15 protein-coding genes and 1 riboswitch are annotated in these 15,904 nt (G+C 61.3%); of the genes, 2 read left to right on the forward strand and 13 right to left on the reverse strand.

Annotated elements, in window-relative coordinates:
• Window positions 1–32 precede the first annotated feature (32 nt).
• Genes cobF through cbiE form a run of 6 tightly spaced genes read right to left on the reverse strand, consistent with a single transcriptional unit; the run spans window position 33 to window position 5,164 of the window.
• Window positions 33–782 carry a precorrin-6A synthase (deacetylating) gene (cobF, locus tag ACT2B1_RS07280; protein ID WP_171240053.1) on the reverse strand — a complete coding sequence of 250 codons (750 nt, stop codon included), beginning with the start codon at window positions 780–782 and terminating at the stop codon, window positions 33–35.
• Window positions 775–1,503: a uroporphyrinogen-III C-methyltransferase gene (cobA, locus tag ACT2B1_RS07285; RefSeq protein ID WP_481668853.1), complete on the reverse strand. Its 729-nt coding sequence runs from the start codon at window positions 1,501–1,503 to the stop codon at window positions 775–777. Before cobA ends, cobF begins: the two co-directional genes overlap by 8 nt.
• Complete coding sequence (locus ACT2B1_RS07290; protein ID WP_171125397.1) at window positions 1,500–2,822, reverse strand: cobyrinic acid a,c-diamide synthase CobB; 1,323 nt, start codon at window positions 2,820–2,822, stop codon at window positions 1,500–1,502. The genes cobA and ACT2B1_RS07290 overlap by 4 nt, the downstream gene beginning before the upstream one ends.
• Complete coding sequence (cobM, locus tag ACT2B1_RS07295; protein ID WP_171240055.1) at window positions 2,809–3,603, reverse strand: precorrin-4 C(11)-methyltransferase; 795 nt, start codon at window positions 3,601–3,603, stop codon at window positions 2,809–2,811. The genes ACT2B1_RS07290 and cobM overlap by 14 nt, the downstream gene beginning before the upstream one ends.
• Window positions 3,600–3,968, reverse strand: a complete 369-nt coding sequence (locus ACT2B1_RS07300) for a cobalamin biosynthesis protein (RefSeq protein WP_171122032.1) — start codon at window positions 3,966–3,968, stop codon at window positions 3,600–3,602. The genes cobM and ACT2B1_RS07300 overlap by 4 nt, the downstream gene beginning before the upstream one ends.
• The gene (gene cbiE, locus ACT2B1_RS07305; protein WP_171240056.1) at window positions 3,965–5,164 is read right to left on the reverse strand and encodes a precorrin-6y C5,15-methyltransferase (decarboxylating) subunit CbiE; all 1,200 of its coding nucleotides are present in this window, start codon (window positions 5,162–5,164) and stop codon (window positions 3,965–3,967) included. Before cbiE ends, ACT2B1_RS07300 begins: the two co-directional genes overlap by 4 nt.
• On the opposite strand from cbiE, the gene ACT2B1_RS07310 reads away from it, so the two are divergent.
• Window positions 5,163–5,894 carry a cobalt-precorrin-6A reductase gene (locus ACT2B1_RS07310; RefSeq protein WP_481668854.1) on the forward strand — a complete coding sequence of 244 codons (732 nt, stop codon included), beginning with the start codon at window positions 5,163–5,165 and terminating at the stop codon, window positions 5,892–5,894. The two genes, cbiE and ACT2B1_RS07310, sit on opposite strands and share 2 nt — an antisense overlap.
• Here the strand turns inward: ACT2B1_RS07310 and cobJ are convergent.
• The 7 genes from cobJ to ACT2B1_RS07345 are packed head-to-tail and all read right to left on the reverse strand — an operon-like array spanning window position 5,885 to window position 13,868.
• Window positions 5,885–6,661 carry a precorrin-3B C(17)-methyltransferase gene (cobJ, locus tag ACT2B1_RS07315; protein ID WP_481668855.1) on the reverse strand — a complete coding sequence of 259 codons (777 nt, stop codon included), beginning with the start codon at window positions 6,659–6,661 and terminating at the stop codon, window positions 5,885–5,887. The genes ACT2B1_RS07310 and cobJ overlap by 10 nt on opposite strands.
• Window positions 6,658–7,386 (reverse strand): precorrin-2 C(20)-methyltransferase, encoded by a 729-nt coding sequence (locus ACT2B1_RS07320; protein WP_481668856.1) that lies wholly within the window; start codon window positions 7,384–7,386, stop codon window positions 6,658–6,660. The genes cobJ and ACT2B1_RS07320 overlap by 4 nt, the downstream gene beginning before the upstream one ends.
• The gene (locus ACT2B1_RS07325) at window positions 7,383–8,012 is read right to left on the reverse strand and encodes a precorrin-8X methylmutase (protein WP_171240060.1); all 630 of its coding nucleotides are present in this window, start codon (window positions 8,010–8,012) and stop codon (window positions 7,383–7,385) included. Before ACT2B1_RS07325 ends, ACT2B1_RS07320 begins: the two co-directional genes overlap by 4 nt.
• The gene (cobG, locus tag ACT2B1_RS07330) at window positions 8,012–9,133 is read right to left on the reverse strand and encodes a precorrin-3B synthase (protein WP_171240061.1); all 1,122 of its coding nucleotides are present in this window, start codon (window positions 9,131–9,133) and stop codon (window positions 8,012–8,014) included. Before cobG ends, ACT2B1_RS07325 begins: the two co-directional genes overlap by 1 nt.
• Window positions 9,130–12,423, reverse strand: a complete 3,294-nt coding sequence (gene cobN / locus ACT2B1_RS07335) for a cobaltochelatase subunit CobN (RefSeq protein WP_481668857.1) — start codon at window positions 12,421–12,423, stop codon at window positions 9,130–9,132. The genes cobG and cobN overlap by 4 nt, the downstream gene beginning before the upstream one ends.
• Before the next feature lie 3 nt (window positions 12,424–12,426).
• Window positions 12,427–13,482 carry a cobalamin biosynthesis protein CobW gene (gene cobW, locus ACT2B1_RS07340; RefSeq protein WP_171240063.1) on the reverse strand — a complete coding sequence of 352 codons (1,056 nt, stop codon included), beginning with the start codon at window positions 13,480–13,482 and terminating at the stop codon, window positions 12,427–12,429.
• Entirely contained in the window at window positions 13,479–13,868 is a 390-nt protein-coding gene (locus ACT2B1_RS07345; RefSeq protein WP_171122041.1) for a DUF1636 family protein, read from the reverse strand. Before ACT2B1_RS07345 ends, cobW begins: the two co-directional genes overlap by 4 nt.
• An 85-nt stretch (window positions 13,869–13,953) precedes the next feature.
• Window positions 13,954–14,162, reverse strand: a riboswitch (cobalamin riboswitch).
• Window positions 14,163–14,300: 138 nt separating this feature from the next.
• Here ACT2B1_RS07345 and ACT2B1_RS07350 point away from each other — a divergent pair.
• Window positions 14,301–15,257, forward strand: a complete 957-nt coding sequence (locus ACT2B1_RS07350) for an NAD(P)-dependent oxidoreductase (protein ID WP_171240064.1) — start codon at window positions 14,301–14,303, stop codon at window positions 15,255–15,257.
• The last annotated feature ends 647 nt before the right edge of the window (window positions 15,258–15,904 follow it).

Consider the following 15,904-nt stretch of genomic DNA (forward strand, 5'->3'; position numbering starts at 1 on the left):
ACAGCATTGTAGGTAAGAACCAAGACTGGGGACTAGCCTTGGTCTTCGCGCTTTTTCAACAAATAGACGTCCATGATCCAGCCGTGATCCGCCCGGGCGGTGGCGCGTGTGTTCACAATCTGCTGGGCGACCTTTGCCAAAGCCCCTTTGATCAGGATTTCCTCGGTCATGCCGACGTAAGCGCCCCACCAGATGTCATAATCGGCCATCGACAGGTGCTGGAATGAGCATTCCCCATCCAGCATAACCGCGACTGTCGACGCATCCTGTGGCCATCCTTCATCCCGAATGCGCCGCCCGGTTGTGACAACATATGGCGCACCAAGGTTGTTGATCGGGATGGCATGAGCCGCAGTCAGGGCCTGCAAAGCAGTAATGCCCGGTATGACACGGGTCTCGGGGTAAGGGTTCAGCCGTGACGCGATCCTGAGAGAGCTGTCATATAATGACGGGTCACCCCAGATCAGCAACGCAACGTGGCGCGCGCCAGGATGGGCGGAAATCGCATCGCGCCAGCGCTGGGCGATAGCGTCATGCCACTCGTCGACGCCCTGTAGATACCCGTCTTCCGAGCGGCGTTTGGGGATGTCAAAATACGCGATTTGCGGCGGTGTGTCCGTTACTGCATTGATGATTTCTTCGCGCAGCCCGGCAAGATCGGCTTTGTTCTCGCCTTTTTTCGGAATCAGGATCAAGTCAGCCGCCCGAATGGCCTGCGCGCCTTGAAAGGTCACGTGGTCCGGGTTACCCGAGCCGATGCCGATCAGGGTCAGGTCAAACATCGTCAAACTCTGCCAACGGACCATAAAGGATCAGGGCTGGGGCTGTGCCGATTTCTGCCGCTAACTTCTCGGACAGTGCGCCGACCGATGATCGGTGCAATTTTTGGTCGGGTGTAGATACGGATTCAGCCATCAAAGCAGGGGTTTCCAATGGTAAGCCATGATCGTGCAACGCTTTGACCAGAAAAGGAAAAGTTCGCTTGCCCATGAAAACAACAGTGGTTGCGTCTGGGTCGGCCAATGCGGGCAGGTTCAGATTGTTAGGAAGTTTTCCGCTGACATCGTGGCCCGTCACAAATTGCACACGCCGGGCGGTAAGTCGCCGGGTCAGAGGGATACCGGCCGCCGCCGCAGCGGCAACAGCCGATGGAATTCCGGGTATGATTTCGTACTCGATGCCGGCTTCTCGCAGGGCGACAAGCTCTTCCTCGAGCCGTCCGAATAAGCCTCCATCGCCCGATTTCAAACGCACCACACGCGCACCGGTATTTGCGTAGTCGACCAGCAATCGGCTGACGTGATCCTGTTTGGGCGACGGACGTCCGGCCCGTTTGCCGACACCCACCAGATCGGCGTCGTCCCGCGCATGAGACAGGATCGGACCGCTGCTGAGATCGTCAAACAGCACGGCGTCAGCCTTTTGCATTCTGTCCACAGCCTTCAGCGTCAACAGTTCCGGATCACCGGGCCCCGAGCCTATGAATGAGACAAACCCGCTCATGCCGAGGCTTCCGCGATCAGGTGAAAGAACGTGCCGGTTACGTTGCCGCGTACCGACCCGGTTTGCGGTCCTTCAGCCCCTTCAGCGTCGAATACGCGTGCCAATGGCGCATCTGGCTGCTCGAGAATGGATGAATAATGGAACTCATGCCCCCTCAGCGGTGTCTTGGCGTCATAGCCGGGCATTGGGGCCAACAGTTCTGCCCGGCGGTACCCAAGGTTGAACTTGCGTTTCTCATAGGACGTGACCAGTCCCAGCAACCCTGCCATCTGATGCCGGGTGCCATCCTTGTCGACAAGGGCTTCTCCCAAGGCCATGTAACCTCCGCATTCACCGTGAACGGGCTTGGTTTCCGCGTGTTTACGCAGGCCGGACAGAAATGTTGCAGCAGCGGCCAGTGTGCCCGCGTGAAGCTCGGGATAACCGCCCGGCAACCAGACCAGATCCGCGTCGGGTGCGGGCGGTTCGTCCGCAAGTGGTGAAAAGGGCAGAATTTCCGCCCCGGCGGCGCGCCACCCTTCCAGCAAGTGCGGATAGGTAAAAGAAAACGCCGCGTCCCGTGCCAGCGCGATCCGCTGCGCAGGAGGCCGCGGCAGCGCGGATGACGATGGCCTCTTGGGGCCTGAGGAAGCCGCATTCTTGATGGCCTCAAGATCCACGTGTTCCCGAAGGAACGCGGCATATCCGACGATTGCGCTTTCAAGGTCAGGATGTTCAACAGCCTGAATTAGGCCCAGATGCCGTTCAGGAAGCGTCAGGTCGCCCCGGCGCGGCAATACGCCCAGAACAGGCAATCCGGCGCGCTCCATGCCCAGCCGCGTCAAACGTTCGTGACGTGGGCTGGCGCATCGGTTCAGGATTACGCCTGCAAAGGGAAGATCGGGATTATACATCCGAAATCCCAGCGCGGTTGCAGCGGCTGATTGAGCCTGCCCTCCGACATCCAGCACCAACACGACGGGCCAACCCATCCGCTGCGCGGTTTCCGCGCTTGAACCGTGCCCAAGCTCGCCTGGTTTGGCAACACCGTCGAACAGGCCCATCGACCCCTCGGCGACGACGATATCCGCGCCCTCAGCTTGCGCGGAAATAGCTGTTAAAAGCGGCTCTCCCATCGCCCAGCTATCAAGATTGAACGAGGCGCGCCCGGCAGCCGCCCTGTGGAAGGCCGGGTCGATATAATCCGGCCCGCTTTTGAACGGCTGCACCGTCAGCCCATCTTCGGCCAGCGCCCTTAGAAGCCCCAGCATGACTGTCGTTTTCCCAGTCCCCGAAGACGGTGCGGAGATCAACAGGCCCGGAGGGTTAGTCATCGCCATGGCTCCAGCTTGACCACGGGCTATCCGCGCTTTGCGGGCGATAGCGGCGGTCGTAATCCTTTGAATACAGGCAGCTTTCGTCAAACCCTTCACCTGCCAATGAGGGGCCAACCAAGATCAGCGCCGTGCGCGAGATACTTTCGTCCAGCGCATCTTTCAGCGTTTCCAGCGTCGCGCGGATGATGCGTTCATCCGGCCAGCTTGCGCGATAAACAACGGCGACGGGGCAATCTGCACCGTAGGCCGGGGTCAGGTCGGCGATCACCTTGTCCAGATTGCCGATCGACAGATGAATGGCCAGCGTTGCGCCTGTGCGGGCAAAGTTTTCCAGAGTCTCGCCTTCGGGCATCGAGGACGCACGGCCCGGTGTCCGGGTCAGAACCACTGATTGCGCAAGCCCGGGCAGCGTCAGTTCGGTCCCCAGCGCTGCCGCTGCCGCCGCGAACGAGGGCACGCCCGGCGTGACGCTGACGGGGATCCCCATCTCTTTCAGCCTGCGAATTTGCTCGCCCATGGCCGACCAGACCGACAGGTCGCCGGAATGCAGGCGCGCAACGTCGTGGCCTGCTTTGTGCGCAGCCTCGATCTCGGCCATGATCTGATCCAGATCCATGGGGGCAGTATTGATGATTTGCGCGCCTTCGGGGCAGTGGCCAAGGATTTCCTCGGGCACCAGCGAGCCCGCGTACAGGCACACTGGGCAGGACGCGATGATATCGCGTCCGCGCAGGGTCAGCAGGTCGGCGGCACCGGGTCCGGCACCGATGAAATGAACGGTCATGATTGTCCTCCGATGGCTATGGCGCAGGTGGCCAGCCGGTCGTCCGATATGTGTCTGGGGGAAAGCAACCGGGCCTGAGGCCCGGCGGCCGCAAGGGCGGATGCTTCGGATACGCTGCCAGTGCCATATGTGGCACGGCTGCGGTTCGAGCATGTCAGGGTGCGTTGTCCGGCCAGTTCACCGGCCGCCACATAGCGCAAGGGCAGGGCCAGTGCGTCCGCAAAGGCCGCTAAGGCCGGATGCCCCTTTTTGTCGCTGGCCGTCGCCAAGGCTGAAACGTCGTGACCTATCGTTGCCGCTTCATAGGCAGCCCGCAAGCTTTCAACCGTCGCAGATGACGAAAAACCAAGGCCCGCGACAATCATAGCGTCACGCTCCACTGGACGACCGGGTAGGATGACTTCCACCCGCGGCGAGGGCCCAAAGCCGAAGCCTGCGCCAATTCAATCCGCAACAACTCACCGCCCAGCTTCTCGTGCCATTGGGTCAGCATTGCCTCGCTTTCCAATGTCACGGTGTTTGCCACCAACCGCGTCCCTGCCGGCAGTGTTTCACTGATCCATTCCAGAAGGGCGGTGCTCAGGCCGCCACCGATGAAAACAGCGTCGGGCTTTGGGAGCGCGGCCAAGGCTTCAGGTGCAGTGCCATGCACTACCTCCAGCCGGTCTTGCCCCAACGCGTCCGCGTTGCGCCGAATGCGGTCGGCGCGGTCCTTGCGCGGTTCGATGGTGGTAGCGCTTAGCGTCGGATCACACATCAGCCATTCGATACCGATCGAGCCAGTGCCGCCTCCGATATCCCAAAGGTGCTCCCCTCTCTGAGGGGCGAGGGCAGACAGGGTCAATGCGCGAATGGGCCGTTTTGTAATTTGGCCGTCGGTTTCAAAAATCTCATCGGGTTTGCCAGAGGCCTTGGGAATGGCGTTGCCGTGTCCCGCCACGTCCAGTGCAACGCAAACGGGGTGGTCGAAACCGCCTTGCAAGGCTTCGGTCAGAGTCAAGCTGTGGGATCGCTCTCGGGGGCCACCCAAAGCCTCCATCACGTGAAACTGGGTGTCGGCAAATCCGGTTTCGGTCAGATACTGCGCCAGCTCTGCGACCGCAGCCCCGTTGCGCAGCAGAAGTATCGCACGAAGCCCCGCTGCCAAATGGGGGCGCAATCGCGTCAGGGGCGCGGCGTGCAAGCCGAAGGTCTGAGTCCCTTCCAGCGGCCAACCCAAGCGCGCGGCGGCCAGTGAAAACGTCGATCGGCCGGGCAGAGCCGTCCACTCACCGGCCTCAAAATTGCGGGCAATCACCGAGCCTGCGCCGAACCAGAAGGGATCGCCCGAGGCCAAAACCACGGTCTTGCGCCCCCTCAAACCGCTCAGGATAGGCAGGCCGTCGGAAAATGGGACAGGCCATTCGATCCGTTCGGCCTTGCCTTGGGGTATCAATGCAAGATGGCGTGGTGGGCCCATGATAACTTCGGCCTGTTCCAGCACTTGACGGATTGCAGGCGAAAGGCCATCCAGTCCATCTTCACCCAAGCCCAAAACGGTCAACCACGGAGTATCAGACATGCCTAACCTCCTGATTCTTGGTGGTACAACCGAAGCGAATGCATTGGCTCAAGCCACAGCGGATCTGGGGATGCCCGCGATCTATTCCTATGCTGGCCGCGTGGACAAGCCGCATCCGCAACCCTTGCCGGTGCGGGTTGGCGGTTTTGGCGGCGTTGATGGGCTGGTTGCTTACATTCATGACAACGAAATAACCCACATTGTCGATGCAACCCACCCGTTTGCCACCCAGATGAGCCGAAACGCGATTGAGGCCAGCGCGGTTGCACAAACTAAGCTCGCTGCGCTGACCCGTCCCCCCTGGGCAGCCCAAGCCGGTGACGATTGGCGCCACGTTCCGGACATTGCGGCGGCGGTTGCAGCGTTGTCTGGCGACCCTCGCCGCATTTTCCTGGCGGTTGGACGTATGCACCTTAAGGACTTTGCCGCACAACCCCAGCATCATTATCTGTTGCGGCTGGTGGACGCGCCCGGCGCGCTGCCCCTGCCGAACTGCGAGATTGTCGTGGATCGCGGGCCTTTCGACGAAGCGGACGACCGCGCGCTGATGCAGAGGCACGGGATTGAGATGGTTGTCTCTAAGAATGCTGGCGGAACCGGGGCACGCGCCAAACTGGACGCGGCCCGATCTTTGGGTTTGCCGGTCTTGATGATCGGCCGGCCGGTCCTGCCGCAAAGAACAGAACTGACGAGCGTTGCTCAGGTTCTGGACTGGTTGGATCATTCCTGAACCTCGGCCTGATCCTCGTCCGGGGTAAAGCGCGGCGTGTAGATGATGGGTGTTCCGTCCCGCTCGATCAGGCGTGTTCGCGAGGAACCGACCAGAACGACGGTTTGCATATCGGCCATGTCCGGCGTTGCTTCGGCCAAAGTCGAAACTCGGATCGCCTCATCTGCGCGGGATACGGCGCGGGCAAACAGAATTAACCGTTCGGGTTCGCATTCGTCACGCAGAATTTCCAGCGTTTTTACAAAGCCTTCGGGACGAGACTTTGAGCGTGGATTGTAAAACGCCATCGAGAAATCCGCCTGTGCAGCCAGACGCAGACGTTTTTCAATCAGCCACCACGGTTTTAGGTTGTCGCTCAGGTTGATCGTGCAAAAGTCATGACCCAGCGGTGCGCCCGCACGCGCCGCGGCCGCAAGCATCGCCGTAATACCGGGAAGAACGTCGATTTGGAGATTGCGCCATTCCTCCGGCCCATTCTCCAACGCTTCAAACACTGCGGCTGCCATCGCGAAAACGCCGGGATCGCCCGAGGATACCACGACCACGCGCTTACCTTCCGCTGCCAATTGCAACGCATGCTGCGAGCGGTCGATCTCGACCCGGTTGTCACTGGCGTGCAGGGTCAGGCCGGCGCGTTCGGTGACGCGCGCGACATAGGGGATGTAGCCGACAACATCCGTCGCCTCATCCAGTGCAGCAGTAACTTCAGGTGTTACAAGTCCTTCGTTGCCGGGGCCGAGTCCAGCAATTTTGACCCAGCCGCTCATGGTCGCCGCCCCTGTCCGTGTACAATGATGATCGAGAAGTAAGGCGTGACCTTGTCCTCAGCTTCGGACAATTTCATCACTTTCTGGTTGGGCATCTGCGCAAATTCGACGATCCAAGCCCTGTCATACATTCCTGCCGTCCTGAGCGCCCGCTTCACCTTGTCAATGTTGCGACCGATCTTCATGACCACCAAAGCATCGGTATGCGCCATGCGCTGCGCCAGATCGTCTTCGGGCAGCGTGCCAACCAACACGGTCAATACGTCGTCGCCCCATGTGATCGGGTCACCCGTGGCCGTCCACGCGCCGGACATTCCGGTAATTGCGGGCACGACTTCCACGTCAGCTTTGGCTCGCAAGCGGTTGTAAAGATGCATGAAAGATCCATAGAAAAAAGGATCTCCTTCACACAGAACCACGACATCCTCGCCTTGTTCCGTCAAGGATTTCAAATGCGCGGCGCAGCCTTCATAGAAGGCCGACAGCATTTCGTTATAGAGCGGGTCACTTAAGGGGATTTCGGTCGTTACCGGGTATTCCATCGGAAATTCCACGGCGTTTTCTGGGATCATCCCGTTGACGATCTTGCGTGCCTGCCCGCTGCGACCGGGCTTGCGGAAAAACGCCACATGTCGCGCGTTGCGCAGCAGGCGGTCGGCCCGGACGCTCATCAAGTCCGGGTCGCCGGGGCCAAGGCCAACGCCGTATATTTTGCCCGCTGTCATTCGGCGCGGCTCGCGATGGCGTTAACGGCGGCGACGGTGATGGCGCTGCCGCCCAGACGCCCCTTAACGATGCACGAGGGGACGGGTTGCGCCTCCCACAGGGCGTCCTTGGATTCAACCGCACCGACAAAGCCCACGGGACAGCCAATGATAGCGGCTGGGCGAGGACAATCGGGGTCTTCTAGCATGTTCAGCAGGTGGAACAGCGCGGTGGGTGCATTGCCGATAGCGACCACAGCTCCGTCCAGATGCGGGCGCCACAGCTCCAGCGCGGCGGCCGAGCGCGTGTTGCTCATCTCGGCGGCAAGCGGGCGCACGCGGTCGTCATGCAGGGTGCAGATCACCTCGTTGTCGGCGGGCAAACGGAACCGGGTCACGCCTTCGCTGACCATGCGCGCATCACACAGGATAGGTGCGCCAGCCTCCAGTGCTGCGCGTGCGGTGGCGACAAAACCGGGCGAGAAATGCACGAACTCTTCCAGCCCCACCATGCCTGCTGCGTGAACCATGCGAACGGCGACCTGCTCTTCATCGCTGTCAAAACGTGCAAGATCGGCCTCGGACCGGATGGTGGCAAAGCTTTCCTTGTAGATCGCCGCGCCATCGGTTTCGTAAGTGTAAGGCATCAGGTGAAGTCCATATTCATCAGTGTTTCTACGGTCAGGCCGGTCTGGCAGGGCTCATCCCCCGCTCGGCCTCGATTTACAAGATCAAAACGCCCGGCATTCCCGATCAGAGTCACATCGGCAGGGCCCATCCGCGCGCATCCCTTGGAACAGCCCGAGACATGCAGGTTGCCCGGTACGCGCGCTGCCAAAGCGCGGGCGATATCACGGGTTTCCACTTGCGCTTGCGAGCAGAATGGCGCGCCTGGGCAGGCGTCGGTGGTCATCAACGGATCGGTGCCGTCCGTGACAAAGGCTGGAGCGGATATCGCCGCTCCGCCTTCCAGCAGGACCAGACGCCATGGGGTCACACGCAGGGCTTGGGCCCCGCTGTGCGCGATCAGCTCTTTCAGGGCGCGCGCGGGCAGTTGCCCAAAGGCTGCACCATAGAGCGTCCCCTGATCGCAGGGCCCGGGTTGCAGCGGGGAGCCCACTGGGCCCGGTGTTGACCCTTGCCACTCCGGCGGCAAGTTCGAGACCACGCGGGCCATGCGCCTGCGTTCGGGCGAGTAGGTTTGGGAGAACCATGCGGCTAGGGCGATCAGATGGTCGATGGCTTCGGAGTCTTGGATCAGACGCCCGGTCTCGGCCCCATCGGCGCGCAGGATCATGCCTTCCGGACCGATTTCCAACCGGATATCAGCGGAATCACCTGCCAGCAGGCGCTCAGGTCCGGTGTCGATGGCAAAGCCGAATTTGGCGGGCAGGGCGGGCAATTCCGCCAACCGGTCAATCAGTTCCTGTGTCAGCCGGGCGGTCATGTCGCCAGCTTGATACAGGGGCGAGACCAGAATGTTGCGGCGCACCTCGATCCCCGGCTCGGCGTCCAGCAGGTTCAGCGCGGTCAGTTCGGTTAGCAGGGATTGATGATCCGCCTCGGCCACGCCCCGCAGCTGCAGGTTAGCGCGGTTGGTCAGGTCGATGGTGCCATTGCCGAAACGCTCGGCCAGATCACACAGGCCCATGGCCTGCGTGGCATCCAGACGGGCCAGCCGAGGCCGCACCCGTACCACCAGCCCATCGCCCGACATCATCGGTCGATGCGCGCCGGGGCACCAGCCCTGGACGATGGGCGCGCTCATCGAAGCCCCTCCAGATCGGCGCGGATCGAGTTTCGCCGCGTGTTCCAAAGCCCGGCCTCCATTAAGGCGCGGAACCGGTCCTGCATGGCCTGATGCGCCTTGGGGTTGGCCTCGGCCAGAAAGGCGTCGACGTCTTCATTGCCCAGCGTGGCATCGTGGTAGAGGTCGAACAGATGCGGTGCGACGGTGCCCGATAGATGCGCGAATGAGGCCATGTGATCCAGTGTCGCGGCGATCTCGGCCGCGCCCCGGAATCCGTGGCGTTGCATCCCGGCGATCCAGCCCGGATTGGCGGCGCGGGCATGGACGACGCGGCTGATTTCCTCGGGCAGGGTCCGCGCTCGGGGGGTGTCGGGGTTGGTATTGTCCAGATGATAGAGCTGCGCCGTGCCGCCGGTAATCTTCTTGGCGGCGGCGAACCCGGCCTCGTGCGTGGCGTAGTCATTGGCCAGCAGCAGGTCGGTTTCCGTCAGGTCCTGTAGGTGAACAAAGCTGTCAGCTTTGGCGACGCGCTGGGTGATGCCGTCCTTGTCTTGCGCAATATGCTCGCCTTCCAGCGCGTAGGAACTGGCGTCCAGCCATGCCTCGCCCGCCTGCGCGCGCGCTTCGTCGGTGTAGATTTCCGACAATTGCGTCATGTTCACGCCATAGCTGCCAGGCGCGGGGCCATAGACGCGGGCGGCGGGTTCGTGACCGGCATAAGGGTTCCAGTCAGCGGCCTCGTCCCGCGCCGACAACGCCCGGATCGCCTGGCCGTAGAGCGCCGAAAGCGTCGGGAATACGTCGCGGAACAGGCCCGAGACCCGCAGCGTCACATCCAGACGCGGACGGCTGAGGTCGGTGATCGGCAGAACCTCAATCCCCGAAACCCGCTCAGACCCCTTGTCCCAGACCGGTTTGACGCCCAGCAGATGCAGCGCCATGGCGAATTCCTCACCCGCCGTGCGCATGGTGGCTGACCCCCAAAGGTCAACGATTAGGCCTTTTGGGTAATCGCCTTCCTCTTGCAAATGTCGCCGCACAAGCTCCTCGGCCAGTTTGACGCCCTGCGCACAAGCCGCGCGGGTCGGGACCGAACGCGGGTCGGTGGTATAGAGGTTACGGCCCGTAGGCAGCACGTCCGAGCGCCCGCGATAAGGCGAACCGGACGGCCCAGCTTCGATCCGCTTTCCGGCCAGCGCGTCGATCAGAGCGCTTCGTTCAGATTGGGCCGAGGGCGCGGGATCGAAACTGCCAGTGATTTCTGGCACGCGGCCAAAGATGTGCAGACCGTCGCCAAACTGGCTTTCCTTGATGTCGCACACAAAGCGGTCGATGCGGGTGATCGCCTCGGCGGTGCAGGTGGCCTGATCCAACCCTAGATCGCTTTCCAACCCGATGGCCTGCGCCTCATCCCGGATATCCTCTTGCAGCCGGTCACGGCGCTTGGGGTCCAGACCGTCGGCGTTCGAGAATTCGTCCAACAGGGATTCCAGCCGCACCATCCGATCCGGCGTGCCGCTTTCCTTCAGCGCGGGTGGGATGTGGCCCAGCGTAACCGCGCCGATCCGGCGTTTGGCCTGCGCGGCCTCGCCGGGGTCGTTGACGATAAAGGGGTAGATCACGGGCAGATCGCGGATCAGTGCTTCGGGCCAGCAAGCAGCGGACAGGGCGACGGATTTACCCGGCAACCATTCCAATGTGCCATGCGCACCGATATGGATCAGCGCATCGGCGCCAAGGCTTTTGCGCAGCCACAGGTAAAACGCAACATAGCTGTGGCGCGGGGTGCGCGAGAGATCATGATAATCGTCATCGCGCAATTCAGGCGTGCCGCGTTCGGGTTGCAGCGCGACCAGAGCTTTGCCCCGGCGCAGGGCGGTGAAGTGGAATGCGCCGTCAGTGCAGGCGGGATCATCCTCGGGTGCGCCCCAGACCGTTTGCAGGTCGGTGCGCAGTTGTTCGGGCAGGTCCGCCAGTGCGGTTTGATACTCAGTCAGTGGCCATGAAATGCGCGCGTCCAGAAGCGTATCGGCAATTGGTTCGGCGGGCGCGGTATCGTAGCCCTCGGCCCGAAGGTCACGCAGCATCGCCTCGGCCGAGGCCAGCGCGTCCAGACCAACCGCATGGGCCATCTGCCAGTCCTTGCCGGGATAGGTGGACAACACCAGCGCAGGCAACCGATCGGATTTGGGTTTGTCCTGCAGATTCAGCCAGCCGGTGACGCGGTCAAGGATAGCTTCGATCCGTTCCTCCTCGGCCCGGTGGGCAAAGCGGGAATATTCCAGATGCGGATCACGCTTGCCCGGTTCCTTGAACGAGGCGATGCCTGCGTTGATCCGCCCGTCCACCTCGGGCAGAACGACATGCATGGCAAGGTCGGCGGGGGACAGACCTCGTTCCGCCTCGGCCCAGGCTTTGCGGCGCGAGGTGGCCAGCGCGACCTGAAACACGGGGACATTCGCTGCGTCCAAGGGCGAGGTACCAGAGGCGCCCTTTCCCGAGAAAGACGTGGCGTTGAGGATCGCCGACGGAGAAAGCGATACGATGGTGTCGCGCAGCCAGTCGGCGGCGGCGGGGGCTTTCAACGAGGGGGCGAACAGGCCCACAGCCTGAAACCCGCGCGCACGCAGGCTGCGGATCAGGGCCGCCACGGGGGCGGTGTCTGCGGATGTGAGATAGGCGCGGTAGAAACTGACCACAACGCGTTTCGCATGGCCGGAAAACGCCTGTTCTGCCGGGATCACGCCGCGATCCGGGCACCAAACACCGCATTCGGGGATGGTCTTGGCCCCCATCACCGGACCCGCATACAACCCCGCTGCCAGCGCCATCTGCGCCAAAGCGGCTTGTGCTGCGACCTCGCCCCCCGTGTCGCACAGATGTGCCAAGCGCCGCAGGGTTGACACGGGCAGGGTGGAATAGTCATCCAGCCGCGTATCCTCGCGCCCATCGGCGGGCAGCACGGCCACAGCAATTCCTTTGGCCTGCGCCAGCGCCAGAACCTGTTGCAAGCCATAGGCCCAATAGGGCACCCCGCCAATCAGGCGGATCAGGATACCCTTGGCACCCTCCAACGTCTGCTCCACATAGGTGTCAACGGACAGAGGATGTTTCAGCGCCGTCAGATTGGCCAGCCGCAGGGTCGGCATCCGCCCCTCGGGCCCGCCACCGCGATGCCAGCCCGCCGCGAATGCGCCTAGGTCACTGTCGGAAAAAGACAGCACCACCAAATCCGCCGGGCTCTGGCCCAGATCGGTCGGGGTCTCGGATTCCTCGAGCCCGTGGCTTTCGCGGAAGACGACGTGCATGATTTACTCGGCGGCCTCTTTCACACCCACAAGGATATCACGGATTTCAGCTTCCTTTATATCGTCATGCTCGGCGATGACGACCAACCGCGAGCGGCGCGCCTCGTCCGGTTCCCAAAGGCGATCATACTGATGACGCACGCGCGCGCCCACGGCCTGCACCAGCAGGCGCATCGGTTTGCCTTGAACGTCGGCATAGCCTTTGACGCGCAGGATGTTCAGTTCAGACGCCAGACGTTCGATTTTGGCCACCAGATCGGCCGGGTCGGCCTGTTCGGGCAGTTCGACGATGATGCTTTCGAAATCGTCATGTTCGTGGTCGTCGTGACCGTCATGATGGCTGGGGCGCGCATCCATGTCATCCTCGGCAGCCGCTTCAAGTCCTAACACAACACGGACGTCCACGGCACCTTCGGCAACCTCAACCACAGGCAGCGGGCGAGGGGACTCGGCGGCGATGATCTCGCGCGCTTTGGCGACGCCTTCGGGACCGGCCAGATCCGGCTTGGTCAGCAGGATGATATCGGCGCAGGAAATCTGATCCTCAAACACCTCGGATAGGGGCGTTTCATGGTCAATCGAGTCATCGGCCAGACGCTGAGCGTCCACGGCCTCGACATTCGGCGCAAAGCGACCGGCAGCCACAGCCTCGGCATCGGCCAGCGCGATCACGCCATCGACGGTGATTTTCGAACGGATATCGGGCCAGTCGAACGCCTTCAGCAGCGGCTTGGGCAGGGCGAGGCCAGAGGTTTCGATCAGGATGTGATCGGGACGCGGCTCCAGCGCCATCAGAGCTTCGATGGTCGGGATGAAGTCGTCGGCCACGGTGCAGCAGATGCAGCCGTTCGCCAGTTCCATGATGTTCTCTGCCGGGCAATCCGGGATCGAGCAGGATTTCAGGATGTCGCCATCGACGCCAACATCGCCGAACTCATTGACCACCACGGCCAGACGTTTGCCCTGCGGGTTCTGCATCAGGTGCTTAACCAAAGTTGTTTTGCCCGAGCCCAAAAAGCCGGTGATCACGGTGACGGGGAGTTTTTCCAAGTTGCTCATTTCTGGGCTCCAATCGGGGGAATGCGGGCCGCGCAGTTTTTGCGGAAATGTTCGGGGCGTTCGCGCCATTTGACTAAGCCGTCTTCGGTCGCAAGGTACTTGGTCGCACCTTCGACGATGGTTTCGACATGGTCGCTTTCATTCAGGTGCTCATACACGAACGTCCAGCGTTCGGGCCCACCGCGTAGAACGATGGAACAGCCCTGATCACAATTCGACAGGCATTCTACGGCTTTCAGGACAACGCCCTCTGGCAGCGTGGCCTGTTCAAGGGCTTTGTGCAGCAATGCGCCGGGCCGCTGCGCGTCGTCCTCGACGGGCAGTCCTCGGCGACAGGTGGTGCAGACCAGCAGCTCGACTGGTGCAGTATCGGTCACGTCTCTCATCCCCCCAAATCCTCTTTGTGGGGGACGGGGTCTCATGCGGGCCACGCGTTGCGACATGGACCCGACACCGGAACACCCCGTCCGGTTACATCTTCGGGCGTTGGCAGGTCTCCCGGCTTGCGGATATCGGGGCATAGCCCTGTCAGATGTCCCGCCTTCCCGACCTTTTTGGCCAGTGGCTTTGGGCACCCTCTCCGGTCACGGTCGCGGGGGCGGCTGTGTTTCACGGAAGATCCGCTGACACATTCCCTTTTCATCCATCCTCAGATGGACACCAACGGATCGGACATGCGGCACCCGGCAGGGGATTGTCAAGCGACTCGCAGATATCTGCGCTACCAGAGTGAAAAAGCGACCTGACAGCGTCGCTGGGCGGCATGACTTGGGGGCAAGCGTCATGCTGCCATGCCCTAAACAAGAGAGGTATGTCGCATGAAGGTAGGCTTTATCGGGCTGGGCAATGTGGGTGGCAAACTGTCGGGATCCTTGCTTCGCAACGGGATCGACCTGACCGTACATGATCTGAATCCCAATCTGGTCGCTGAATTTGTAGCGCGGGGTGCAAAGGCCGCCGAAAACCCTGCGCAGTTGATGCGCGACTGCGATGCGGTCATTACCTGCCTGCCATCACCCGCCGCGTCGGATGCGGTGATGCAAGAGATGCTGCCCAATGTCCGTACCGGCAAGATCTGGATGGAGATGTCTACCACCGACGAGGCCGAGGTCAAACGGCTAGGTGCCCTTGTTATCGAGCGCGGGGGCGCAGCGGTGGATTGCCCTGTGTCGGGCGGGTGCCACCGCGCTGCGACGGGCAACATCTCGATCTTTGCGGGCTGTGACCGGAATACCTTTGAGCGTATCCTGCCATTTCTGACGACAATGGGCCGGCGCATCCTGCACACCGGTGATCTCGGCTCGGCCTCGGTGCTGAAGGTCCTGACAAACTACCTGGCCACGGCGAATCTGATCACTTGCGCCGAAGCATTGGTTACCGCCAAGGCGGCCGGTATGGACCTGAATACCACGTATGAGGCCATCAAGATCTCTTCGGGTACATCCTTTGTCCATGAGACAGAAAGCCAGGTCATTTTGAACGGATCGCGGGATATCTCATTCACAATGGACCTTGTGAAAAAGGACATCGGTCTGTTTCAGGAGGTGGCAGACCGCGCCGGTGTTCCGCTTGAAATGAACCCGCTGATGATCCGCATTTTTGACGACGCCATCGCACGTTACGGAGAGCGGGAGCTTTCGCCGAACATCATCCGGCGCCTGGAGGATGCGACTGGGCTGGATGTCAGCGCCCCAGGGTTTCCACCCGAGATGGAAGACGATGAACCCGAAGAGCCAGGGTACGAGGTCGTCCCTCAGGGTCGCAACGCCGTTTAGTTATTCATGAAGTCCGTCACCTTGCCGCCGCGCGCTCGTCCACCGGGCGCGCAGCGGTCCTCCTGTGGGCAGGATCGCTCTTCTAGCAACAGAAGCAGGGTAAGGCCTACGGGAACAAAAATCCCATTTCTTGATGGGTTTAGGCGCGGGGAGGGCGCTATTGCCCAAGTGCTAAACTCGAGCACCACAGAGCTAAGTCGATGATTTAGAATAAAATGGAGGCGAGTACCGGAATCGAACCGGTGTACACGGATTTGCAATCTGTTGGCACTTACATCACAATTTGTTTCAACTTACTAATTTTGTGAGATTTTTCGAAGCTTCCTGTTTCTTGTTTTGGGATGAAATCCGCAGAAGTGGCGCTTAATCGCTCTTAGGGTCAGCACTCATTGAAACTCGGTCGCCATTTTGCCGTACTATGACCAGCACCAGAAGGTCTACGCCAAGCGAGCTGCGTTTGCGGCTTTGAGAACTGGTTAAATTCGTGCGGTTTTCCCTGATTATTGGCGTAAAATCACATGTGCTGCCTCATTTCTTGTCTTATATCGGGGGCGTGGATCACTGACTGTGCGCATCGACGAAAGATGGGTGGATTGCACCGTTGCAAAGAGGCCAGTGTTGAAGCTCCATCGACGTATGCTGCGTTG

It is taken from the genome of Ruegeria sp. S263, from assembly GCF_056780525.1.

What these genes read in the sequence shown, in the direction of transcription:
- cobF (WP_171240053.1), bottom strand. Translation starts at nt 782, where the DNA reads ATGTTTGACCTGACCCTGATCGGCATCGGCTCGGGTAACCCGGACCAC.
- cobA (WP_481668853.1), bottom strand. Translation starts at nt 1,503, where the DNA reads ATGAGCGGGTTTGTCTCATTCATAGGCTCGGGGCCCGGTGATCCGGAA.
- ACT2B1_RS07290 (WP_171125397.1), bottom strand. Translation starts at nt 2,822, where the DNA reads ATGGCGATGACTAACCCTCCGGGCCTGTTGATCTCCGCACCGTCTTCG.
- cobM (WP_171240055.1), bottom strand. Translation starts at nt 3,603, where the DNA reads ATGACCGTTCATTTCATCGGTGCCGGACCCGGTGCCGCCGACCTGCTG.
- ACT2B1_RS07300 (WP_171122032.1), bottom strand. Translation starts at nt 3,968, where the DNA reads ATGATTGTCGCGGGCCTTGGTTTTTCGTCATCTGCGACGGTTGAAAGC.
- ACT2B1_RS07310 (WP_481668854.1), top strand. Translation starts at nt 5,163, where the DNA reads ATGCCTAACCTCCTGATTCTTGGTGGTACAACCGAAGCGAATGCATTG.
- cbiE (WP_171240056.1), bottom strand. Translation starts at nt 5,164, where the DNA reads ATGTCTGATACTCCGTGGTTGACCGTTTTGGGCTTGGGTGAAGATGGA.
- cobJ (WP_481668855.1), bottom strand. Translation starts at nt 6,661, where the DNA reads ATGAGCGGCTGGGTCAAAATTGCTGGACTCGGCCCCGGCAACGAAGGA.
- ACT2B1_RS07320 (WP_481668856.1), bottom strand. Translation starts at nt 7,386, where the DNA reads ATGACAGCGGGCAAAATATACGGCGTTGGCCTTGGCCCCGGCGACCCG.
- ACT2B1_RS07325 (WP_171240060.1), bottom strand. Translation starts at nt 8,012, where the DNA reads ATGCCTTACACTTACGAAACCGATGGCGCGGCGATCTACAAGGAAAGC.
- cobG (WP_171240061.1), bottom strand. Translation starts at nt 9,133, where the DNA reads ATGAGCGCGCCCATCGTCCAGGGCTGGTGCCCCGGCGCGCATCGACCG.
- cobN (WP_481668857.1), bottom strand. Translation starts at nt 12,423, where the DNA reads ATGCACGTCGTCTTCCGCGAAAGCCACGGGCTCGAGGAATCCGAGACC.
- cobW (WP_171240063.1), bottom strand. Translation starts at nt 13,482, where the DNA reads ATGAGCAACTTGGAAAAACTCCCCGTCACCGTGATCACCGGCTTTTTG.
- ACT2B1_RS07345 (WP_171122041.1), bottom strand. Translation starts at nt 13,868, where the DNA reads ATGAGAGACGTGACCGATACTGCACCAGTCGAGCTGCTGGTCTGCACC.
- ACT2B1_RS07350 (WP_171240064.1), top strand. Translation starts at nt 14,301, where the DNA reads ATGAAGGTAGGCTTTATCGGGCTGGGCAATGTGGGTGGCAAACTGTCG.